The organism is Chachezhania antarctica (assembly GCF_003646465.1).
Classification (GTDB): Bacteria; Pseudomonadota; Alphaproteobacteria; order Rhodobacterales; family Rhodobacteraceae; genus Chachezhania; species Chachezhania antarctica.
This window is the reverse complement of sequence record NZ_QZEX01000011.1, coordinates 100881-123678: the sequence shown is the minus strand read 5'-3', so window position 1 is coordinate 123678 and position 22798 is coordinate 100881. Positions and strand designations below refer to the sequence as shown.

Below are 22798 nucleotides of genomic sequence, written 5' to 3'. Positions count from 1 at the left end.
GTCGACATTGGCGCAATGCCACAATTGTTCCCGCTCCCGCGCCCCCGATGCTTCAGAGCGTCAGGCCGCCGTTCACATGCAGACACTGGCCGGTCACGTAGCCTGCGGGTTCCGACAGCAGAAAGGCCGCCGCCGCGGCGACTTCCGCGGCCTGACCAAGGCGCGCCATGGGGATGTTGGCCGTGACCTCGGCCCATTGTTCGGGGGTGAGGGAAGACGGCGTGCCGGCCTCTTTCGAGATGAAACCGGGCACCACGGCGTTCACCGTGATCCCGCGCGGGGCAAGGTTGGCGGCGAAGACACGGACCTGAGCTTCCAGCGCGGCCTTGGCCGGGGCCGTGGGGGCATAGCTGTGGGTCTTGGCCCGATGCGCGCCGAAGGCGCTGACACACAGGATGCGGCCCCGGCCATCGGCCAGTTTCGGCGCGACGGCGGTACACAGGCGCTGGAACGCCATCGGCATCGCATCGAGTGCGCTGCGCAGTGCGGCGGGGTCGGTCGTGTCCACCGTTCCCAGCTTTGCGTAGCCCGCCGCGAAGGCAAGGCCGGTCAGTCCGCCTTGGGGCAGGGGGGCGAGCCAGGCGTCCACCTGTTCGATCAGCGTGGGGTCCTCTGTCAGGCCGAGGCAGGTCGAGACCGTGGCGCCCGCGTCCTCGCACGCCTTTGCGACACGGGACAGGCGGTCGGCATTGGAGCCAGTGTGCAGCAGGAGGTCAGTTCCGGGCGCTGCCAGCTGGCGGGCCAGCGCCGCACCGATGCCCGACCCGGCGCCGATGATGATGTATCGGGTCATGGGATCACGTCTTTCAGAATTGTCGGGTCACGGCCATCGCGCCCGCGAAGGGTCAGGCCGAGGCGAGGGTATAGACATGACCGTAAGCGGCCTTGATCGCGACGAGGATATCTTCCTTGCGGTGCAGAATGTGCGCGCGCATGGCGGCGATGGCGGCGTCTGTGTCCGCCGCGCAGATGTGATCCAGGATCTTGCGGTGCTGGCTTTGGGTCCGGTCCCGTTGACCTTCCATCGCGATCCAGCGCACAAGGTGGATGCGGTCATTGAGGTTCGACAGCATCTGCCGCAGCACCTTGTTGCCCGACAGTTCGGCGATGGTGTCGTGAAAGCGGATATCCAGTTCGATCAGCCGGTCGACCGACGCATCCGGCGATTCCGCCATGCTTTCGTCCAGGAATGCCGACAGGGCCTCAAGCCCCGCGGCGTCAGCCCGTTCGCAGGCCAGCCGGACGGTGGCGCATTCGATCTCGACGCGCGCCTCGAACAGGTCGAAGACCACCTCGGGCTCCAGCCCCGGCACGGAAAAGCCGCGTTCCCGGTCCAGAAGCAGCCCTTCGGCCACCAGCCGGTTCAGCGCTTCCCTGAGGGGCGTTCGGCTGATCTCGAGCTGGCCGGCCAGCGCGACCTCGTTGATCTTCTGCCCGGGCAGGAATTTCGACCGGAGAAGCTGTTCGCGCAGCTGTGCATGCGCCCGGTGGGACGACGACACGTTGCGGGCTGCTGCGGCTGGCTTCTTGTCGGTACTCATAATACGTGCGCCTCGGATCGAGCTATGTATTCCAAGTTGTATTCATTGTTGCCGTTGAGCGTCAACGGCCACGCTGTCTCAGGCATCCGGCGCCTGGGCCAGAAGCGCGGTCAGGGTACGGACATCGGGCGCGTTGAACAGGTCTTCCGACGCCGCGGCCAGTGCCGCGCGGCGGGAGGGGGAACAGACCGTCGCGGTCACATCCTCGAATTTCCGGTCCATCTCCTCGGCCGTCAGGGGTTGCTCCGGGTAACCGCGCGCCACTTTCGATGTTGCCGACAGGGTTCGGCCATCGGTCAGGGTCAGGGTGACTTCGCCCATGTAGAAATCCGGGAAGGCGTCGTTGAAGGCGCCGGTGTCGCGGACCACCTCGGCACTGGCGGCAAGCCGGGCGACCTCGGGCTCCGTCTCGCGGCGGTCGATGAAGAGGTCAAGGAACGAAAGCCGCCCCATCGCGGCTCTTACGGGAAGGATGTACTGCGCCGAATGGCCCTTCAGCGGGTTATCATCCACGCAATGCGCGCCGGACTCGGCAAACCGCAGGCTGATCTTGTCGATCTGGTCCGACGTCAGCGCGTTGTCTTCCAGCAGCCCCACAAGCGCGTCGAGCGCCGGGTGCAGGAAAGAGACCGAGGCATAGGGCTTGATGGCCAGTTCCATCACCCCGTCCCATTCGACCCCAAGGCCCGCTGTCAGCGGCGCGGGATCGGCCACGGCGGTATAGGCGTCCAGCACGACGTGGCCGCCATCGAAGATCCGATCGGGCGCGCCGAAGCCGCGTTTCGCCAGCATCGCGGACATGACGCCATTGCGCGCGGCCAGCCCCATCTGGAACGGCCTTGCGTCTTCGCGCGGGTCGTCCTGCCATGCCAGAAGGCCCGATGTCTGCAGCCCGGCCAAGCCAAGGGCGCGCACGGTCTGCTCCTCGTCCAGCCCAAGCAGGAAGGCCGCGGCCGCAGCGGCGCCGAAGCTGCCCGCGATGGCCGACGGGTGAAACCCGCGGTCGTACAGAGCGCGGGGGTTCATCGCCATGGACACCCGGTAGGTCACTTCGCAGCCAAGCGCCACCGCGGCCAGTGCCTCGGCTCCGGTGCGGTTCTCGGCCTCGGACAGGGCGAGCGCGGTGGGGATCATCACGGCAATCGGGTGCAGGATCGCCTCGGGGTGGTGCGGCTCGAAATCGGCGGCATAGCCCAGCGTTCCGTTGGCCAGCGCGGCGTTCACCGGGTCGACGGTCTGGCCCCGCCCGATCAGCGTACAGGGGCCGTTGCCCGCGATCTCTTCGGCAAAGTCGCCGATGCCCTGCGCGGCCGTCACGCTTTCATGTGTTGCCGCGCACAGCACGCCGATCCCGTCCTTGGCCAGCGTGCGGGTGTAGGCCATGACCTCGTCCGGCAGGGCGGACGGCGTGAACCCGGAAATGAAGGCGGCAAGGCTTCGGGTGACGGGGGCGCGGTCGGTCATGGATCGTCCTCAAGGGGCTGCTCGGTTGCATTTTTAATTGTATACATGGCAGAGTACAAAATGTAGTCAAGACAATCATGGGAAGACACTGGCATGGGAAAGACACTGGCATGGCAGGCGTGACACGGATCGTACTGGGCGGCTTCGGCAATGTTGGGCAGCAGATCGCCGCGAGGGTAAGCGCCGGTCAGGCGGACACGCTGGACATTGTCGCCATCGCGGCACGCAACAAGGCGCGGGCCGCTGAAAACGCGGCGAAGTTCGGCCTGGATGTGCCCGTCATCGATGCCGCTGACGCGCCGCACTACGATGCGATCCTCGTGGAATGCGCGACCTATGACGGATTCCGCGACGTGGTCGAACCGACCCTGCGCGCCGGCGGCCATGTCATCGCGGTGAGCGTGGGGGCGCTGGCGGTGAACCTCGACCTGATCGACATCGCAGGCGACGCGGGCGCGACATTGCAGATCGCGGGCGGCACCTTGCCCGGGCTCGACATCATCCGCGCGGCGTCGGAGGACGAGATCACGTCCGTCGTGCTGACGTCCCACATCAACCCGGCGTCGTTCGAGCACGAAAGCTTCATCCACGACAACGGCATCGACCTTGCCCCGGCCGCGGACGGACCTGTGCCCATTTTCGAAGGCTCTGCGCGCGAGGCTGCGGGCCACTTCCCGCGCCACTTCAACGTGGCCGTGACGCTGGGCCTTGTGGGCATCGGGCTGGACCGGACGCAGGTCAGGATCCGGGCCGATGGCACCTTGCCCGGCGCCCGCCACACGCTGAGTGTCGAGGCCAGTTCCGTCTCGCTCGAAATGACGTCGCAGAATTACCCGTCGCCCCAGAACAACCGGACCAGCATGGTCGTGGCGCTGAGCATCCTGGCCGCGTTGCGCCGCGAATCCGCGACGCTTCGGATCGGAAGCTGACCCATGAAGCTGTCGGACCGCGACAAGGCCTTGTTGGACGGCACCGAAGGCGACGCCGCCCGGCAGGCGATGGCGGCGCTGATCCAGCTGGGCGAAGCCTATGACGCGCCCGACATGGTCGATATCGGCTATGCCCATGTCCATGCCGGCATGGCGCTTTACAAGGGCGACGTGGAGCTGATCGAGGCGACGGCGGGGCAGGGCGCCAAGATGGCGGTGCCGGTGTCCACCAATATCGCCAATGCCGACATGGGCAACTGGCAGGACACCGGGGCGCCCGAGGCGCTGGGGCTCCTCCAGAAACGGGCCGAGGCCGCGCATCGCCTGATGGGCAGTGCGACGTCCTTCACCTGCACGCCCTACTGGGCCGGGCACTGGCCGACATGGAACATGCACATCGCCTCGATCGAAAGCGGGGTGACCGTCTTTGCCAATTCCGTGCTTGGGGCGCGGTCGAACCGCGACGGGTTCTTTGCCGTCTACGCGGGCATGACCGGGCGCTATCCGCGTTTCGGCCTGCATCTGGATCGCAACCGCCAGCCGACCCATCGTGTCACGGTCACCGCGCGCCCCAGCGGAACGGCCGATTTCACCGCGCTTGGTTATGTCATCGGAACGGCGGTCGGCAGCGGGGTGCCGTTGATCCGCGGGCTGCAAACACGGCCGTCGCTGGATGAACTCGACGCGATGGGCGTCGGCATGGCGACGTCGGGCGGGGTGGCGATGTTCATCCTGCCCGGCGTGACGCCCCCCTGGGCCGACGATGCCGATGCGCCGGGCCTGCCAGAGGCAGAGGTGACAGAGGCCGACATCGCGCAGGTCTTCGACGGGTTCTGCACGGGCGAGGAGACCGGCTTCGACCTTGTCCATCTGGGCTGCCCGCATGCCTCCTTCGAGGAGATGAAGCATTACTCCGCGCTGCTTTCCGGCCGTCAGGTCTCGCCGGGGGTGGAACTTTGGGTCACCACCAGCCGGGCGGTGCGCCAGCTGGCGCAGGATGCCGGTCTGGTGGCGCCCATGATAAAGGCGGGCGCGCGGGTGGTCAGCGACACCTGCCCGATCTCGTGTCATTTCGCCTGCACCTGTTCGCCCGATCCCGCGCTGGGTGTCGTCCCGCCGAAGCTGAAGACCATCGTCGTGGATAGCGCCAAGCAGGCCCATTACGTCCGCGACATGATCCGGTGCCCCACGCTGTTCACGACCAGCGAGCTGGCGGTGGAAACGGCGGTCACGGGCCGCTTCCAGCCCCGGAGGCGGCGCAATGGCTGACGCCACATGGCAGGCGCGCGGCGTGGTGAAGGGGCAGGCGCAGGGCATGGCGCTGGTTTCCGACACGGCGCTGTCCTTTCTGGGCGATCTGGATATCCGGTCGGGCCAGGTGGTCGGACGGTCGAGCGATCTGCTGGGCGCGTGCGTTGCCGGGCGGGTTCTGGTGTTGCCTGCCAGCCGGGGGTCGGCCGGCGCGTGGCGGTTTCTCTACCAGCTCAAGGTGCATGACACCCATCCCGCGGCGCTGATCCTGCGCGATCTTCCCGATCCGTCGGTCACGCAGGGCGCGATCCTGGCGGATGTGCCCATCGTGGTCGAACCCGAAGCCGCGTTCTGGACCGATCTGCGGAACGGGGACATGCTGCACGTCGACGGGGACAGCGGATGCATCACGCGGTGCTGAACAGGGCCGGGAACCGACCGGCAGGAGGGCCAGAATGAAGGCAGATGTCACCGTCATCGGGGCAGGGATCATCGGTGTGCAGACGGCCGTGCAACTGGCCGAGCGCGGCCTGAAGGTCGTGCTGGTGGACCCGGGCCCGCCCGGTGGTCAGCAAGCGGCGAGCTTCGGCAACGCCGCGTGGCTGTCATCGCATTCGGTCACGCCGCCGTCGTCTCCGGGTGTCTGGAAACAGGTGCCCAAGTGGCTGCGCGATCCGCTGGGTCCGCTCAGCGTGCGGCCTTCGTATCTGCCCAAGGCGCTGCCGTGGCTGCTGCGCTACCTTGCTGCCGGGTCAACGGAAGGGAAACTTCGCCAGACTGCCGCCGACCTGCGCACCCTACTGAAAGATGCGCCGCGCCTGCATGAAGAGGTGGCCGCGCGGGCCGGTGTGCCGGATCTGATCGATGCTAAAAGCGGCCTGATGCATGTCTACCGGGACCGGGCTGCATACGAAGCGGACGGGCTGGGATGGCGTATCCGCCGCGACCTGGGGATCGACTGCGAGGAGATCGGGGCGGAAGACCTGGCGATGCGCCAGCCGGATCTTGCGAAAGACTACCGGTTCGCCGTCTACGTGCCCGAAGCGGGGCAGTGCCTTGACCCTGCAGCCTATTGCGCGGCGCTGATGGACTATGCCGGCACGTTTGGCGCCCGTCATGTCGCGGCCCGTGCGACGGGTTTCCGCGCCGAGGGCGGCACATTGCAGGCTGTGACGACGACGCAGGGAGAGATCGCCTGCCCGGCGGCCGTCATCGCCAGCGGCGCGCGGTCGGCCGCGCTGGCAAAGCAGGCCGGGGACGCGGTGCCCTTGGAAAGCGAACGCGGCTACCACGTGACGGTCCGGGGCGGGTCGAACCTGCCGGGGCCCACGACGTCGGTCATGGTGGGCGACCGCAAGGTGGTGATCACGCGCCTTGCCACCGGCGTGCGCTGTGCGGGTCAGGTGGAAATCGCCAGCCCCGACGCCGAACCCGACTGGCGCCGGGCCGAGATCATGCGCACGCATCTGGGCGCTGCCTTCCCCGAACTCGACGTCAGCGAGGCCGAGGTCTGGATGGGGCTGAGGCCCAGCATGCCCGACGGCAAGCCCGTGATCGCGAAGGCGCGCGGCATCGACGGCGTCGTGCATTGCTTCGGCCACGGTCACGTGGGCCTCGTGTCCTCCGCCCGCAGCGGGCGGCTGGCGGCGCAGCTTGTCACGGGAGAAGCGCCAGAGATCGACCTTGCCCCGTTTGCCGCGACCCGGTTCGGCCGATGACCGATCCCGTCCGGCCCTTCGGCGCTCCGGGTGAGAACGTGGTGCGCGGTGGCAAATCTCTATACGGCGCGCCGCTAGGCATCCTGATGCTGGAGGCGCGGTTCGCCCGGATCCATGGCGAAATGGGCCATGCCGGGACGTGGCCGTTCCCGGTGATCTACCGCATCGTGCGCGGTGCCAGCCCGGACCGGGTGGTCTGCGACGGCGCGCGGGGGCTGCTGGACGATTTTATTCATGCCGCGCGGGATCTTGTCGATCTGGGCGCCGAGGCGATCACCACGAATTGCGGCTTCCTGTCGATCTACCAGCGCGAACTGGCGGCGGCGGTGAGTGTGCCGGTGGCGACATCGTCGATGATGCAGGTGCCCTGGGTGCAGGCGACCCTGCCGCCGGGCAAGCGTCCCGGGATCGTGACGATCAACGCAGCCAGCCTGACGCCCGCGCATCTCGACGGTATCGGCGTTCCCCGCGACACGCCCGTCATGGGCACCGAAAACGGGGTGGAGTTCTTCCGGACGATCATCAAGGCCGAGAAGGACGATCTGGACCCCGCGCTGGCCTGCGCCGACGTGGTGGCCGGGGCAGAGGAACTGGTGGCCGCGAACCCGGATGTCGGCGCCATCGTTCTGGAATGCACCAACATGTCGCCCTACAGCGCAGCGGTGCAGGCTGCCACGGGCCTGCCGGTCTACGACATCTATTCCATGATCACGTGGTTCCACGCCGGGCTGCGGCCGCGCCGCTTCACACCGGGCGGATGATGTCAGCGGGGATGGAACAGCCAGACACCGGACCCCAGCGTGGGATCGAAGGGCACGACGAGCGACCCGTCCACCCATCGCGCCCGGGGGTCATCGGGCAGGGCGGCGGTATCCGCCAGCCCGATCCGCAGGCCCACGAAGCACGATTGCCCCGGGTCGACCGCATGGCCCACAAGGGCGGTCGCGGCCTCTTCCGGGAGGAATTCCAGCGCGCCGCGATCAAGCGGGATGCGCAGGCCCGGGCCGTCCTTCTGCACCGGACGGCCGAGGAAGCGGGAAAACCGCGCGGCACTTTCCCGGGGATCGGGGCTGGACAGCACGATCGCGTCAAGGGACTGCGCGCCGTTGGCGTGGGCGGTCCAGCGCGGCTGCCAAAGCGCCGCCTCGTTATGGTGCGTCAGGCTTTGCACCCGGCCTTCGGGCATCGCGCCGGCGGGCAGGCGCGCGACGGTGAAGGCGGCCGTTTCCATGCCGGTTTCGGTCTCGACCTCTCGGGAGAAATGCACCAGCGGGCGCATGTCCACGCCGGCTTCCACCAGTTCCGCGTGACGCGCGGCGGCATCGGCAAGGCCGAAAGCCACAAGGTGCAGCCCCGCGCGCCGGTCGAGCGCCGCCTTGAATTCGCGCCCGATCGCGGTGTCGGCGGTATGGACCAGAACCTCAAGGTACCCTTCCGGCAGCATGACGCAGATATTTCCCGTGCCGGTCGGCTTCATCTCTCCCGTCACCGGATCCGGCTGCACCTGCGCCGAAAGCGGTGTGACGGTGAACCCCAGCTTTTCCAGGGCAGTACGCGCCGCGTCGGCGTCGGCCACGAAGTGCCCGGAATGGTCCAGAACGATCTCTCCCGGCCGGGGCAGGTTGGGTCTGATCATGGCGCGTCTCCCGTCGTCCGCAGGGCGCCATAATGGGCCGCGGGAAAAACCGTTGCAATGCACTCTCACCTGTATATTGTGATGTATACAAAATGGATCCTGCCCCGGCAGGGAGCCAACGTCACTGCGGAGCCTTCGATTCCGGGCGCCGCAAAGAAGCAACAGAGAGGTCCCACATGACTTTTTCGAAGGGTCTTCGCACTGCCCTGACCGGCGTCGCGATTCTTGTCACCGGCACGCTAAGCGCGGGTGCACAGGACTATCCCACCAAAGACATCATGCACATCATGCCGTGGAGCGCGGGCGGCGGCACCGACACCGTGATGCGCACCTTTCTGCAATATGCCGAGGAACCGCTTGGCGTCGGCATCCGCACCCAGAACGTGACCGGCGCGCAGTCCGGCGTGGGCACGCTGCGCCTGATGAAGGCGCGCCCCGATGGCTATACCATCGGTTCGCTGACCTGGGACAGCATGATCACCGTGCCCTACAAGAACCTAGTGCCGGGCTATGACACGGACTCGCTCAGCTACCTGGCGAACGTGACGCTCTATCCCACCGTTCTGGCCGTCAACGCCGACACCGGCTGGGAAACGCTCGACGATTTCATCGCCGCGGCGAAGGAAAATCCGGGCGAAGTGACGGTTTCGGATTCCGGCATTGGCGGTATCTGGCATCTTCACGCGCTCGACATGGCTGACCAGCTGGGCGTCGAACTGAACCACGTGCCGTTCCCGAACGGTTCGGCCGAACAGCGCGAGGCGCTGATCTCGGGCGAGAACGACGCCGCAAGCCTGAGCTATGCCACCGTGGCCTCTGCCGCCGAGGCGGGTCAGGTGAACATCCTTGCCGTGATGGGTTCGGAGCGCGATCCCAGCCTGCCGGACGTGCCGACCTTCACCGAGCTTGGCCATGACGTGATCTGGGGCGGCATGCGTGTGCTGGCCGTGCCGGCAGAAACGCCGCAGGAGATCCAGGACACCCTGGTCGCCGGTCTGAAAGCCGCGTTCGACAATCCGGAGTTCCAGGAGAAGGCCGCCGCCACCGGCATGAATGCCTACTGGATGGATGGTCCCGAAACCGAAGCCTATGTCGAGCGGACCCAGACCCGCGCGCTGAAGCTTCTGGACAAGCTGAAAGCCGAAGGCGTACTGGAATAATCCGGCCCACGGTTTCCCGATGACGTAACCCGGCCGGTTCCCTCGGCCGGGTTCTGCTATAGACGAATGACGGACAAGAGGCGCTTCCATTGACGATGACTCGCCAGGCGCTTTTCGCGCTTTTCATCCTCGCGCTTGATGTGGCCTACCTGCAGCAGGCGCTGCAGTTGCCCCGGCCCTTCGCCACTGGCGAGCCCGGTCCGTCCCTGATGCCGATGGTCCTTGTCTTCACCCTTGGTCTGGGCGCGCTTGGCGTGCTGGTGCAGGAGCTGCGCGGCACCGCGGTGCACGACGATGACGAGGACGCCAATTTCAGCCTGCGCACGGTCGCGCTGATCGCGCTGACCTGCGGATTTGCCTGGGCGTTCGAACCGCTGGGCTATGTCTACGCGACGCTGTGCTATGCCTTCGGCGTCGCGTGGCTGTTCGAACAGGAGCGGCTGGGGCCGGTGAAAGCGATCCTGACGTCGGTGGTGATCTCTGCGGGGATCACCGGGGTTGGCTGGCTGTTCTTCGTCACGCTCTTCGATCTCTTCCTGCCCTCGGGGTACTTCTGATGTTTGCCGAAGTGATGGGCGGCTTCGCGGCGCTCGCCAACCCCGAGACGTTTCTGTACCTCGTGGGCGGCTTCCTGATGGGCCTTGTCTTCGGCGCCATCCCGGGCCTGACCGCGACGCTGGCCATCGCGCTGCTGTTGCCGTTCACCTTCGCGATGGAACTGACCAACGCGCTGGTGATGGTCATGGCGATCTTCATGTCGGGCATATACGCGGGATCGGTCACCGGCATCACCGTGAACATTCCCGGAGCGGCGTCCGGCGCGATCACGACGATGGAAGGCTATGCGCTGATGAAGCGCGGGCATGGGGCCAAGGCGCTCAGCCTCGATGCGCTGGCGTCGTCCATCGGGGGCGTGCTGGGTGCGGCCGTGCTGATGTTCGTCGCCGTCCCGATGAGCGAATTCGCCCTGATGTTCCGCACGCCCGACAAGTTCGCGCTGGTCTTCATGGCCGTGGTGACGGTGGTGATCGTGGCCAAGGGATCGATCTGGAAAAGCCTTGTGACGGTGTCGCTGGGGCTGATGATCTCGACCATCGGTTTCGACAACATGGTGGCGCAGGGGCGGTTCGATTTCGGCAGCGCCAACCTGATCGAAGGCGTGCAGCTTCTGCCTGCCGTGATCGGCCTTTTCGCGATCTGCGAGTTGTTGCTGCAGGGCGGATCGAAGGCCCGCACCGCCGCCGAGACGCCCGCGTTCAAGGTGAAGCACCGGGACTTCTGGCCCGACTGGAAGGAAGTCCGCGACATCGGTTTCTGGACCTACGTCAAAAGCTCGGTCATCGGCGTGCTGATCGGTATGCTGCCGGGTGGCGGCGCCTCGATGGCGTCCTTCGTGGCCTATGCCGAGGCCAAGCGCGTCAGCAAGAAGCCCGAGGAATACGGCAATGGTTCGCACGAAGGGCTGGCGGCGGCGGAATCCGCCAACAACGCCATGTGCGGCGGGGCGGTGGTGCCGCTCCTGACGCTGGGCATCCCGGGGGATTCCGTCACGGCGATCATCTTCGGCGTGCTTCTGATCCACGGGCTGGTGCCCGGGCCCGGCCTGCTGACCAACGAAATGGCCACGATTGCCCCGATGTTCGCCGCGCTGATGGTTGCGGCCGTCTTCGTCTTCCTGTCGGTTCTTGTCTTCGGGCCGTATTACATCTGGCTGGCGCGCATGAACCGGGGGGTGCTGTATGCCTTCATCGCCATGGTCGCGATGGTCGGCACCTATGCCTCGACCTATTCGGGGTTCCAGATGTGGATGGCGCTGGCGATCGGCATTTTCGCGTGGTTGCTGCGACTGATGTCCTATCCGCTGGTGCCCATGCTGATGGGGATCATCCTTGGACCGTACCTTGAACTCTACATGCGGCGGACGCTGATCACGTCGAACGGCGACGTGATGGCCTTCTTCACCAACCCGATCAGCATCGGGCTGTACCTCATGACGGCTTTGTTCATCTACTTCCTGCGGATCAAGGCCCCCAAGGTCGCCTGAGTCGGGGGCCTTCTGCCCGGCTGTCCGGTTCCGGCATCTGACGCCCGCGCCCAAATTCCCGGGCTTGGGCGCGGTTCCGACGGACACAGCCCACGAAGCCGCAGGTCCTGACTGACGCGAGGACGCTTCATCAAGGCCTTGGCATCGGTCGGGTTCGAAGACACCATCGCCGGCACCAGCGTCTTTATGCCTGCGACTGATGACATGCTGGCCCGGGAACGTTTCAACCCGGCCGTCGGAAACGGCGTTTGGATACTGCGCAGGACGGCCAATGTCACCGGAGGCAGGAATGCTGAAGCGAACCATATACGAGGAAGAACACGAGCTTTTCCGCCGCACCGTGCGTGCCTGGGCCGAAACGGAAGTCTTCCCCCATTCCGAGGCCTGGCGCGAGGACGGCGTTGTCAGCCGCGAGGTGTGGAAAAGCGCCGGGGCCGAAGGGTTCCTGTGCATGTATGCCGACGAGAAGTACGGGGGCCTGGGTGTGCAAGATTTCCGCTATGACATGATCCTGTGCGAGGAGCTGGGCCCGAAGGAGCCCGGTTTTTTCATTGGCCTGCACAACCGCATCGTCGGGCCCTACATGCAGAATTTCGCGACCGACGCGCAGCGCGACAGGTACATGGCCGATATCGTGTCGGGCGATACGATCCTGGCCGTCGCGATGACCGAACCCGGTACCGGGTCGGATCTTGCGGGCATCAGGACGCGCGCCGTCGACATGGGCGATCACTGGGTTCTGAACGGCTCGAAAACCTATATCTCGAACGGGTTCCTGGCCGGTCTGGTGCTGGTCGCCGCCCGCACGAACCCTGAGAGGAGCCACGAGATAGGCCTGTTCCTTGTCGAAGACACCTGGGATGGCTTCGCCCGCGGCCGGAACCTGAAGAAGATGGGCCTGGCGTCGCAGGACACGGCCGAGCTGTTCTTCGACGACGTCAAGGTGCCCAAGGAAAACGTGCTGGGAGATCCCGCGCAGGGCTTCAAGATCATGATGACGAACCTGGCCGAGGAACGCCTGATCGGGGCGGTGGGTTTCATTGCGCGGGCCGAACATGCGTTCAACCTGACGATGGACTACATCATGGAGCGCCGCGCCTTCGGCCGCGCCATAGGGATGTTCCAGAACTCGCGTTTCAAGATGGCCTCGGCCCGGACGGAACTGGATGCCGCCTGGGCGCTGACCGACCATTGCGTGCGCGAACACCTGAAGGGCGAACTGTCCGCCGAAATGGCGGCCGAAGTGAAGCTTTACACCTCCGAAGTCGAAGGCCGCGTGGTCGACGAATGCCTGCAACTGCACGGCGGGGCGGGCTACATGGACGAATACGAGATCAGCCGCCTCTATTCCGACGCCAGGATCAGCCGCATCTACGCCGGCACGTCCGAGATCATGCGCGAGATCATCGGCCGCGGTCTTGGCCTTGACGACAGGCAGCGGAACTGAGGATCGGCCTGCCGCTCACCCCTGGTGTCGGAAACCGGCTTGCCTTCGCGGGCTCATTTCTGATCTCTATCGGTTTGTTTGATTTCAATCCGGATGGCCGATCATGCTCGACAAGCTGGAAATGTTCATCGCGGTGGCGAAGGAAGGCCATTTCGGCCGTGCCGCCGCAACGCTGGGGATCACGCAGCCGACGCTTTCCACTGGGATCAAGCAGCTTGAAGACCGGCTGGGCGTCCAGCTGATCTTTCGCGGGTCGCGCTATGGCGGGCTGACGCCCGAGGGGCAGACGGCGCTTGTCTGGGCGCGCAAGATCGTGGGCGACACGCGGCAATTGCGCGACGAGATGCGGTTCAAGCGGCACGGCCTGTCGGGCCAGTTGCGCATCGCCGTCATTCCCACCGCGCTGACATGGGCCGCGCAATTGTCGAGCGTGTTCAGCCGGAAGCATCCCAAGGTCGGGATGACGATCGTGTCGCGCACCTCGGCCGAGATCCTCGCGATGCTCGACAACCTCGAGGTGGACGCCGGGATTTCCTACCTCGACAACGAACCGACGGGCCGGGTCAGCACGGAACCGCTGTACGAGGAACGCTACATGCTGGTCTGTTCCGCCGCGTCGTCGTTCGCCGGACGGCGGTCGGTCGGGTGGGAGGAACTCGAGGGCCAGAAACTGTGCCTGCTGACGCCCGACATGCAGAATCGCCGGATCATCAACCGCAACCTGGAACTGGCCGGCGTGACGCCCGACGCGCGGATCGAATCGAACTCGACCGTCGTGCTGGTGGTGAACGTCGAAAACGGCGGTTGGCTGACGGTCCTGCCCGAGGACATGGCCCGCTTTCTGACCACCGGCAAGGCGCTGGCCACGATACCGCTGAGCGGGGGCGAAAGTGCCCATTCCGTGGGGCTGATTGCGCCCTACCGGGATCCGCACACCCCCGTTCTGGATGCGCTGCTCCGCGAGGCGCGCAGGCAATCGAGCTTCGGTTGATAGAGATCCTCAATCGACTAACGGAATAGCATTATTGATTTCGCATCGTCGAATGCGCTTGGCTGGGCCTGACAAACAACACAGGCGAGCCAATGCAACCATCAGCGCCAGCGCCTTCCGACCCGGAACTTCGCGCCCTCATCTCCGACCATCTTCATCTTGAAGGGCCGCTTCTGCCCATGCTCCACGCGATCCAGCGGTCCTTCGGGTACATCCCCGAAGCGGCCATGCCGCTGATCGCCGATGCGCTGAACATCACGCGCGCGGAACTGCACGGCGTCATCAGTTTCTACCACGATTTCCGCAAGGCCCCTGCCGGTCGGCATATCGTCAAGATCTGCCGGGCCGAGGCCTGTCAGGCCGTGGGCGGCAACGCCCTGGCCCAACGCACGCTGGAGAAGCTGGGGGTCGATTGGCACGGCACCACGATCAATGGCGCAGTGACGGTCGAGCCGGTCTACTGCCTTGGCATGTGCGCCTGCGGACCGGCCGCGATGGTGGACGACCGTGTGGTTGCGCGCGTCGATGCCGCCCGGATGGACACCCTTCTGGCGGAGGTCGGCGCATGAAGATCCGGGTCCCGATGGATAGCGCCGCCAAGGCGCTTGGCGCCGATGCCGTGGCCGATGCGATCACGGCGCAGGCCGCGGCCCGCGGTGTGGAGGTCGAGATCATTCGGAACGGCACCCGCGGCATGCTGTGGCTTGAACCGCTGGTCGAGATCGACGTGAATGGCGTGCGGATGGGCTTTGGTCCGGTTGCGCCTGAAGACGTGCCCGCGCTGCTGGACGGCAAGATGAACGGTCTCGGCCCGGTCGAGGATCTGCCGTTCCTCGCCAACCAGACAAGGCTGACCTTCGCCCGCTGCGGCGTGATCGATCCGTTGAACCTGGACGACTACCAGCACCACGGTGGGTTGGCCGGTCTGCGCCGCGCGCTTGAGATGACGGATGAAGACATCGTGGCCGAGGTCACCGCCTCCGGCCTGCGGGGCCGGGGTGGGGCGGGCTTTCCGACCGGTATCAAGTGGAACACGGTGCGCGAGGCCGAGGCCGCGCAAAAGTACATCGTCTGCAATGCCGACGAAGGCGACAGCGGCACCTTCGCCGACCGCATGATCATGGAAGGTGATCCGTTCACGCTGATCGAAGGCATGGCGATCGCCGGGCTGGGTGTCGGCGCGACGCGCGGCTATGTCTACCTGCGGTCGGAATATCCCGATGCGATCCGCGTGATGCGCGCGGCAGTCAAGATCGCGCAGGCCAAGGGCGTGCTGGGACCCGATGTCATGGGATCGGGCCGCGCCTTCGACATGGAGATCCGCGAAGGCGCGGGGGCCTATGTGTGTGGCGAGGAGACCTCGCTTCTCAACTCGCTCGAAGGCAAGCGCGGCGTCGTGCGGGCAAAGCCGCCCCTTCCCGCGCTGGAAGGGTTCCTGGGCCGGCCCACCGTCGTCAACAACGTCATCAGCCTGGCCACCGTGCCGGTGATCTTCGAAAAGGGCGCCGAGCATCACGCCAGCTTCGGCGTCGGCAAGTCGCGCGGCACGATCACGCTGCAGATCGCCGGGAACGTGAAGCACGGCGGGCTCTATGAAACCGCGTTCGGCGTGACGCTGGGCGGGGTCGTGAACGATATCGGCGGCGGCACCGCCAGCGGCAGGCCCGTGAAGGCGGTGCAGGTCGGCGGCCCTCTGGGCGCCTACATGCCGCGCGAGAAGTTCGACGCGCCCATGGGGTACGAGGAATTCGGCGCCGAAGGCGGGCTGATCGGCCATGCCGGGCTGGTGGTCTTCGATGACACCGCCGACATGCTGCAGATGGCGCGTTTCGCGATGGAATTCTGCGCCGTTGAAAGCTGCGGGAAATGCACGCCCTGCCGGATCGGCGCCGTGCGCGGCGTCGAGACCATCGACCGGATCGCCGAAGGCGATGCCGATGCCGCCGCACTGCTGACCGATCTCTGCGAGACGATGACCGATGGCTCGCTCTGCGCGCTGGGGGGCTTCACGCCGTACCCCGTCATGTCCGCGCTGACCAACTTCCCCGACGATTTCGCGCACCGCAAGGAGGCCGCAGAATGAAAGATTTCATCATCCCCACCATGGACCCGAAGGACGACCGCGACATGGGCACGCCCGCCCGGTCCGGCGCGATGGTGACGCTGACCATCGACGGGTTCGAAGTCACCGTGCCCGAAGGCACATCCGTCATGCGGGCGGCGGCGGAACTGGACATCCAGGTGCCCAAGCTCTGCGCGACCGACAATCTGGAGGCGTTCGGGTCGTGCCGGTTGTGCGTCGTGGAAATCGAAGGCCGGCGCGGCACGCCGGCCTCGTGCACCACGCCGGTGGCAGAGGGCATGGCGGTGCACACGCAATCGAAGAAGGTCCGCAAGATCCGCAACGGCGTGATGGAGCTTTACATCTCGGACCACCCGCTGGATTGCCTGACCTGCTCGGCCAACGGCGATTGCGAATTGCAGGACATGGCAGGCGCCGTGGGCCTGCGCGATGTACGTTACGAGGCGCCGAAAACCGGCGGGCTTGCCAACCATTTCGAGGCGCGCGACACCTCGGGCGAGGCCAACCCCGAATGGCTGCCCAAGGACGACAGCAACCCCTACTTCTCGTACGATCCGTCGAAATGCATCGTCTGCAACCGCTGCGTCCGCGCCTGCGAGGAAGTGCAGGGCACCTTCGCGCTGACGATCGAAGGCCGGGGCTTCGACAGCCGCGTGTCGGCGGGCGGCGCACTGGACGATTTCCTGTCCTCCGATTGCGTCAGCTGCGGCGCCTGCGTGCAGGCCTGCCCCACGGCGACATTGCAGGAAAAGAGCGTGATCGAGATGGGCACGCCCGACCGGTCGGTCATAACCACCTGCGCCTATTGCGGGGTGGGCTGTTCCTTCAAGGCCGAGATGCAGGGCGACGAACTGGTGCGCATGGTGCCCTACAAGCACGGCAAGGCAAACCGGGGCCATTCCTGCGTGAAGGGCCGCTTTGCCTACGGTTATGCCCACCACAGCGACCGCATCCTGAACCCGATGATCCGCGACAGCGTCGACGAGCCCTGGCGTGAGGTCAGCTGGGACGAGGCGCTGACCTTCGCCGCGAACCGCATGCGCGGATTGCAGGAAACCTATGGCCAGAAATCCATAGGGGTCATCACCTCCAGCCGCTGCACGAACGAGGAAACCTATCTTGTCCAGAAACTGACGCGGTCGGTCTTCGGCAACAACAATACCGATACCTGCGCCCGCGTCTGCCATTCGCCCACGGGTTACGGGCTGGGCCAGACCTTCGGCGCCTCGGCCGGCACGCAGGATTTCGATTCCGTCGAACAGACCGACGTCGTCGTCGTTATCGGCGCCAACCCGACCGATGGCCATCCCGTCTTTGCCAGCCGGCTGAAGAAACGTCTGCGCGCCGGCGCCAAGCTGATCGTGATCGACCCGCGCCGGATCGACCTTGTGAAATCGGCCCATATCGAGGCCGCCCATCACCTGCCGCTGCGCCCGGGCACGAACGTGGCCGTGGTCACGGCGCTGGCCTACACCATCGTGACCGAGGGCCTCTTCGACGAGGAATACATCCGCACCCGCTGCGACTGGGACGAATTCCAGGACTATGCCGAATTCGTCAGCAACCCGCGCCACAGCCCGGAAGAGACCGCGGCGCTTACGGGCATCGACCCCGAAGCCCTGCGCGCGGCGGCCCGTCTTTATGCAACGGGCGGCAACGGCGCGATCTATTACGGGCTGGGCGTGACCGAACACAGCCAGGGCTCGACCACCGTGATGGGGATCGCCAACCTCGCCATGCTCACCGGCAATATTGGCCGTCCGGGCGTGGGCGTGAACCCGCTGCGCGGACAGAACAACGTGCAGGGGTCGTGCGACATGGGCAGCTTCCCGCATGAACTGCCGGGCTACCGGCACGTCAAGAACGCCGACGTGCGCGAGATGTTCGAGGCCGTCTGGGGCACCCCGATCGATCCCGAACCGGGCCTGCGCATCCCCAACATGCTGGACGCCGCCGTCGATGGCACGTTCAAGGGGCTTTACTGCCAGGGCGAGGACATCCTGCAATCCGACCCCGATACCAAGCACGTCGCGGCCGGTCTCGCGGCCATGGAATGCGTCATCGTCCATGACCTGTTCCTGAACGAAACCGCGAACTATGCCCATGTTTTCCTGCCCGGTTCGACCTTCCTTGAAAAGGACGGCACCTTCACCAACGCCGAACGCCGCATCAACCGCGTGCGCGAGGTGATGAAACCCCTGAACGGCTATGCCGACTGGGAGGTGACGCAACTGCTCGCCAACGCAATGGGCGCGGACTGGAACTATACCCACCCCGCCCAGATCATGGACGAGATCGCGGCAACAACGCCGTCCTTCGCCGGGGTCGATTACGCGGTGCTGGAAGAAAAGGGCAGCGTCCAGTGGCCCTGCAACGAAGCGCATCCCGATGGCACGCCGCTGATGCATGTCGATGGCTTCGTGCGCGGCAAGGGCCGGTTAATGATCACGGAATACGTGGCCACCGACGAACGCACCGGCCCGCGCTTTCCGCTGCTGCTGACGACGGGCCGGATCCTGTCGCAGTACAACGTGGGTGCGCAGACCCGGCGCACGCAGAACACCGTGTGGCATGCGGAAGACCAGCTGGAGATCCACCCCCACGATGCCGAAACCCGCGGCGTGAACGAAGGCGATTGGGTGCGGCTGGCAAGCCGCGCGGGCGAAACCGCCCTGCGCGCCAAGCTGACCGACCGTGTCAGCCCCGGCGTCGTCTACACCACCTTCCACCACCCGGACACGCAGGCCAACGTGATCACCACCGATTTCTCGGATTGGGCCACGAACTGCCCGGAATACAAGGTGACGGCAGTGCAGGTCAGCCCGTCGAACGGCCCGACCGACTGGCAGGAGACGTACAACGCCCAGGCCGAACGCTCGCGCCGCATCCTGCCGGCGGCGGAGTGAGCGCGATGGCGTGGTCCAGTACAGCCAGCCGGCCGTGCCTTTCGGTCCAATCCGAAGGCGCGCTGCACGCCCATCGGTCTCTGCCCGAGGAAGTGCCGGTCGCCATGATCTACGATGGCTCAAGCCAGGCGGTGATGATGGCGAGCCCGGGTGACATCGCCGATCTTGCCTACGGGTTTTCCCTGACCGAAGGCATCGTCACTGCGCTGGACCAGATCGAAGGGTTCGAGACGGCCGAGCACGAGCTGGGCATCGAGGCCCGGTTCTGGCTTAGATCCGACCGGCGCGAGGTTCTGACCGCGCGCCGGCGGTTCATGGCGGGCCCCGTGGGCTGCGGGCTGTGCGGGATCGACAGTCTTGAGGCTGCGACCCGCGACCTGCCCCGTGTGTCGGACGATGGCCCCGTCTTTAGCCGCGCCGACGTGGCGCAGGCAACGGCCGCCTTGCGGGCGTTCCAGCCGCTCCACGACCAGACCCGTGCCACCCATGCGGCGGGCTTCCTGCGGCCGGGCGAAGACATCGTTCTGGCGCGCGAGGACGTGGGCCGGCACAACGCGCTCGACAAGCTGATCGGCGCCATGGCCCGGCAGGGGATCGACGCGGCCGATGGAGCCTTCGTCATGACCAGTCGCCTGTCGGTGGAACTGGTCCAGAAATGCGCGATGGCCGGCTGCCGCGTTCTGATCGCCGTTTCGGCCCCCACTGCCCATGCCGTGCGTCTGGCCGAAGGCGCCGGCATCACCCTTGCCGCCTTTGCCCGGGGCGGCGGGTTCGCCCTTTATTCCCATGCTCACCGCGTTCAGACAGAGGTGTCAGATGTCGCCTGAAAAGATGATCTACATGGCCAATCAGATCGCCACCTTCTTCAAATCCCAGCCCGGCACCAACCAGGCCGAGATGGTGGCAAACCACCTGCGCGATTTCTGGGACCCGCGGATGCTGCGCAAGATCTGCGACCACGTGGCCGGGGGCGGAGAGGGGCTGGACGATCTTGCCGTGCGCGCGGTGCGGATGATCCCGTAGACCGCCGGCCTTTCCGGCTCGCAATTCGGGGAGGCCACGGCAGCGGCCCCGGGTCGCTCACCTGTGTGTGCAGCAAATATTTACCTGATCCACACAGTGTGGTATGTGCTTCATTAAATTTATTGATGCACATACCGGGCGGTCATGGAAATCACCTCTCTCTCGCGGATAGCGCAGGTCACCTATCAGGATCTGCTGCGTCTGCATCTCGACGAGACGGCCTCGACGCTGGTGGGCAGCCTCGAGGAACGGCACCGCAACGGCCGGACGTACCTTTACGACAAGTACCGGCTGGGGACAGAGATGAAATCGCGCTACCTGGGGGAGGACACGCCCGACCTGCGCCAAAGGCTCGCCCGGGCCGGAGAGCTGAAGGCCGAGGCAAAGGCGCGGCAGGGGGCGATGGCGCGCATGGCCCGGATCCTGCGCGCGGAGGGGTTGATCGGGGCGGACCGGGACACGGGCTCGATGCTCTTGGCCTTTGCGAGGGCAGGGGTGTTCCGGCTGGGCGGGACGCTTGTGGGCACCAGCGCCTATGCGCTTTACGAAGGCGAACTGGGCGTGCGGTTCAGCGCCGATGAACTGGCCCGCACCGGCGACATCGATCTTGCCAGTTTCGAACGCCTGTCCGTCGCGCTGGAAGATCGCGTGGATCCGAAACCCGGCGATATCCTGAGCGAGCTGAAATTCGATCCGGTGCCCGGCGTCCATGACCGGCAGGTCTGGAAATGGCGGCAGAGCCGGGGGGACTCGCTGGTCGAATTCCTGACGCCGGCCTTCGGGGACGAAACCGTCCGGCCGCTGCCCGCGCTGGGGGTCAGCGCGCAGGCGTTGCATTACCTGAACTTCCTGATCGCCGAACCGATCCATGCGCTCGCGCTCTATCGGTCGGGGGTTCTGGTGCAGGTGCCCCGGCCCGAACGCTTCGCGATCCACAAGCTGATCGTGGCAGACCGGCGGCGGGGCGGGCCCGATCAGGGCAAGTCGCGCAAGGACCGGGCGCAGGCCGCGTTCCTGATCGAGGTTCTGGCCCGCGACCGGCCGGACGAACTGGCCGAGGCTCTGGAAGACGCGCGATCCCGCGGCCCCCGCTGGCGGGAACGGATCGAGAGCAGCCTGATGCTGATGCCGGAAACGCGGGCGCGGCTGGAGGCGGTCTAGGCCGTCCCGGTGGCCCTGGAGTGTTCGAGGCTTTCCAGAACGTCTTCGGCCGAAGGTGTCGGCCAGTCGAAATAGTCCAGCGTCCCGGCATAGCCGTTGCCGCCCATCCGCCCGATGGCATCCAGCTTTTCATGGTCGGAATAGCAGGTCGCGGGGTCGATGATGTCCTCGCGGATATGGGCCATGACGATCCGGCCCAGGATGATCTCGCGCGCGGAACTGACGGCGATGCCAAGGTAGCGTTCGCATTCGAAGGAAACCGGCGCCTCGGCAATGCGGGGGCAGATGACCTTTTCCCCCGGCGCGGCGGTGAGGCCCGCCATTTCCAGTTCGTCCACGTCGGCGTCGAAGCCTGCCGCGGTGACCGCCATCGCCTCGACATTCGGGCGATCGACGATGTTGACGGTGAAGCACTCCGTCATGCGGATGTTGTAGGCGGTGTCCTTGAAGCTGCGGTCGGTCTTGTTTTCGACGCCAAGGGCCAAGATCGGCGGATCGGCCGACAGGCAGTTGAAGAAGGAATAGGGCGCGGCGTTGACCACGCCGTCGGGCGACACGGTCGTGACCCAGGCGATGGGTCGGGGCACGATGGTGCCGATCATCACCTTGTACGCCTCGCGCGGGGACAGATCGTTGAAATCGAAGGCGCGGTGAGATCCGGGTTGCGTCACTGGGCCAGTTCCTTGCCGTAGTGGGAGAGGATCGACTGGATGCTGTCGGGCTTGGGCGAAAGCTCCGCCCGGCCGGCGACGGCGCCCAGATGATGGTCCATGATGTCTATGGCGCGCTGTTCGTCCCCGGCGCGGATCGCCTCGATGATCTGGGAATGTTCGTCCACGGCGCAATCGGATGAATGGTTGCGGGCGTACATCGACATGATCAGCGAACAGCGCAGCACCACTTCGGACACGTAGCGGGCCAGCACGTCGTTGCCTGTGAGTTCGGCCAGAAGAACGTGGAATTCGCCGGCGAGCCGGATGGAGACCGGGCCGTCCTTGCCCTTCACCTTCTCTTCGGAGCGCACATGCGCTTCCAGCTGATCGTATCCACTTCCGGGCATCCGACGGCACAGGATTCGGATCACCTCGTTCTCAAGGCAGCGGCGGACCTCGAACACGTGCTGGGCTTCTTCCTTCGATGGCTCGGCCACGAAGGCGCCGCGGTTGCGGCGGGTGATGACAAGCCCCTGATTCTCCAGCCGGACGAGCGCATGGCGCACGATGGTGCGACTCACCCCGAATTGTTCGCCAACGGTGTCTTCGGGCAGACGCATGCCGGGCTTCAACGCCTGTTCGATAATGGCGCGGCGCAGCAGGTCATGCACCGCGTTGGTCAGGGTCGTCTTGCTGTCACTCATGTTCGTTACTGCCCATCATTTCTGCACTCGCTATATCGTATCCAATAAATTTCGTCAATTGGATACAATTTACTTGCCAGCCTGTAT

General features: G+C 65.8%; 22 protein-coding genes. 16 read left to right on the top strand and 6 right to left on the bottom strand.

The window, feature by feature from the left end; translation table 11 throughout:
- Nucleotides 1–52 precede the first annotated feature (52 nt).
- From D4754_RS19055 to D4754_RS19045, 3 genes are all read right to left on the bottom strand, one after another.
- Complete coding sequence (locus tag D4754_RS19055) at nt 53–793, bottom strand: SDR family NAD(P)-dependent oxidoreductase (RefSeq protein ID WP_121066772.1); 741 nt, start codon at nt 791–793, stop codon at nt 53–55.
- A 52-nt stretch (nt 794–845) separates the two neighbouring features.
- Complete coding sequence (locus D4754_RS19050) at nt 846–1541, bottom strand: GntR family transcriptional regulator (protein WP_121066770.1); 696 nt, start codon at nt 1539–1541, stop codon at nt 846–848.
- Nucleotides 1542–1619: 78 nt separating this feature from the next.
- Nucleotides 1620–3005, bottom strand: coding sequence for an MmgE/PrpD family protein (locus tag D4754_RS19045; RefSeq protein ID WP_121066767.1), 1386 nt, complete (start codon nt 3003–3005; stop codon nt 1620–1622).
- 110 nt (nt 3006–3115) lie between these two features.
- On the opposite strand from D4754_RS19045, the gene D4754_RS19040 reads away from it, so the two are divergent.
- The 5 genes from D4754_RS19040 to D4754_RS19020 are packed head-to-tail and all read left to right on the top strand — an operon-like array spanning nt 3116 to nt 7664.
- Entirely contained in the window at nt 3116–3934 is an 819-nt protein-coding gene (locus D4754_RS19040) for an aspartate dehydrogenase domain-containing protein (RefSeq protein ID WP_163025980.1), read from the top strand.
- A gap of 3 nt (nt 3935–3937) precedes the next feature.
- Nucleotides 3938–5203, top strand: a complete 1266-nt coding sequence (locus D4754_RS19035) for an aconitase X catalytic domain-containing protein (protein WP_121066763.1) — start codon at nt 3938–3940, stop codon at nt 5201–5203.
- Nucleotides 5196–5606 carry an aconitase X swivel domain-containing protein gene (locus tag D4754_RS19030; protein ID WP_121066760.1) on the top strand — a complete coding sequence of 137 codons (411 nt, stop codon included), beginning with the start codon at nt 5196–5198 and terminating at the stop codon, nt 5604–5606. The genes D4754_RS19035 and D4754_RS19030 overlap by 8 nt, the downstream gene beginning before the upstream one ends.
- Nucleotides 5607–5640: 34 nt before the next feature.
- Nucleotides 5641–6903 (top strand): NAD(P)/FAD-dependent oxidoreductase, encoded by a 1263-nt coding sequence (locus tag D4754_RS19025; protein WP_121066757.1) that lies wholly within the window; start codon nt 5641–5643, stop codon nt 6901–6903.
- Nucleotides 6900–7664 carry an aspartate/glutamate racemase family protein gene (locus tag D4754_RS19020; protein WP_121066754.1) on the top strand — a complete coding sequence of 255 codons (765 nt, stop codon included), beginning with the start codon at nt 6900–6902 and terminating at the stop codon, nt 7662–7664. Before D4754_RS19025 ends, D4754_RS19020 begins: the two co-directional genes overlap by 4 nt.
- A gap of 2 nt (nt 7665–7666) precedes the next feature.
- On the opposite strand, the gene D4754_RS19015 is transcribed toward D4754_RS19020, so the two are convergent.
- A complete protein-coding gene (locus D4754_RS19015; RefSeq protein ID WP_121066751.1) occupies nt 7667–8539 on the bottom strand; it encodes a VOC family protein in 873 nt (290 codons plus the stop codon).
- A 176-nt stretch (nt 8540–8715) separates the two neighbouring features.
- Between D4754_RS19015 and D4754_RS19010 the strand changes: the two genes are divergently transcribed.
- The 11 genes from D4754_RS19010 to D4754_RS18960 all read left to right on the top strand — a co-directional run bounded on the left by D4754_RS19010 (nt 8716) and on the right by D4754_RS18960 (nt 21354).
- Nucleotides 8716–9699, top strand: a complete 984-nt coding sequence (locus tag D4754_RS19010; RefSeq protein WP_121066748.1) for a Bug family tripartite tricarboxylate transporter substrate binding protein — start codon at nt 8716–8718, stop codon at nt 9697–9699.
- Nucleotides 9700–9794: 95 nt separating this feature from the next.
- Nucleotides 9795–10256, top strand: coding sequence for a tripartite tricarboxylate transporter TctB family protein (locus D4754_RS19005; RefSeq protein WP_121066745.1), 462 nt, complete (start codon nt 9795–9797; stop codon nt 10254–10256).
- Nucleotides 10256–11743 carry a tripartite tricarboxylate transporter permease gene (locus D4754_RS19000; protein ID WP_121066742.1) on the top strand — a complete coding sequence of 496 codons (1488 nt, stop codon included), beginning with the start codon at nt 10256–10258 and terminating at the stop codon, nt 11741–11743. The genes D4754_RS19005 and D4754_RS19000 overlap by 1 nt, the downstream gene beginning before the upstream one ends.
- Before the next feature lie 289 nt (nt 11744–12032).
- Entirely contained in the window at nt 12033–13190 is a 1158-nt protein-coding gene (locus D4754_RS18995; RefSeq protein ID WP_121066739.1) for an acyl-CoA dehydrogenase family protein, read from the top strand.
- A gap of 103 nt (nt 13191–13293) precedes the next feature.
- Complete coding sequence (locus D4754_RS18990; RefSeq protein WP_121066735.1) at nt 13294–14181, top strand: LysR family transcriptional regulator; 888 nt, start codon at nt 13294–13296, stop codon at nt 14179–14181.
- 92 nt (nt 14182–14273) lie between these two features.
- Nucleotides 14274–14750: a formate dehydrogenase subunit gamma gene (locus tag D4754_RS18985; RefSeq protein WP_121066732.1), complete on the top strand. Its 477-nt coding sequence runs from the start codon at nt 14274–14276 to the stop codon at nt 14748–14750.
- On the top strand, nt 14747–16264 hold the full coding sequence (locus D4754_RS18980) for a formate dehydrogenase beta subunit (protein ID WP_121066729.1): 1518 nt from the start codon (nt 14747–14749) through the stop codon (nt 16262–16264). The genes D4754_RS18985 and D4754_RS18980 overlap by 4 nt, the downstream gene beginning before the upstream one ends.
- Nucleotides 16261–19170, top strand: a complete 2910-nt coding sequence (gene fdhF, locus D4754_RS18975; protein WP_121066726.1) for a formate dehydrogenase subunit alpha — start codon at nt 16261–16263, stop codon at nt 19168–19170. The genes D4754_RS18980 and fdhF overlap by 4 nt, the downstream gene beginning before the upstream one ends.
- A gap of 5 nt (nt 19171–19175) precedes the next feature.
- Complete coding sequence (fdhD, locus tag D4754_RS18970; protein ID WP_121066723.1) at nt 19176–19997, top strand: formate dehydrogenase accessory sulfurtransferase FdhD; 822 nt, start codon at nt 19176–19178, stop codon at nt 19995–19997.
- On the top strand, nt 19987–20193 hold the full coding sequence (locus D4754_RS18965) for a formate dehydrogenase subunit delta (RefSeq protein WP_121066720.1): 207 nt from the start codon (nt 19987–19989) through the stop codon (nt 20191–20193). Before fdhD ends, D4754_RS18965 begins: the two co-directional genes overlap by 11 nt.
- 144 nt (nt 20194–20337) lie before the next feature.
- The gene (locus tag D4754_RS18960; RefSeq protein ID WP_121066717.1) at nt 20338–21354 is read left to right on the top strand and encodes a nucleotidyltransferase family protein; all 1017 of its coding nucleotides are present in this window, start codon (nt 20338–20340) and stop codon (nt 21352–21354) included.
- On the opposite strand, the gene D4754_RS18955 is transcribed toward D4754_RS18960, so the two are convergent.
- Together D4754_RS18955 and D4754_RS18950 are read right to left on the bottom strand one after the other, a co-directional pair.
- The gene (locus D4754_RS18955) at nt 21351–22025 is read right to left on the bottom strand and encodes a flavin reductase family protein (protein ID WP_240453948.1); all 675 of its coding nucleotides are present in this window, start codon (nt 22023–22025) and stop codon (nt 21351–21353) included. The two genes, D4754_RS18960 and D4754_RS18955, sit on opposite strands and share 4 nt — an antisense overlap.
- On the bottom strand, nt 22022–22711 hold the full coding sequence (locus D4754_RS18950) for a GntR family transcriptional regulator (protein WP_121066712.1): 690 nt from the start codon (nt 22709–22711) through the stop codon (nt 22022–22024). Before D4754_RS18950 ends, D4754_RS18955 begins: the two co-directional genes overlap by 4 nt.
- Nucleotides 22712–22798: the final 87 nt, after the last annotated feature.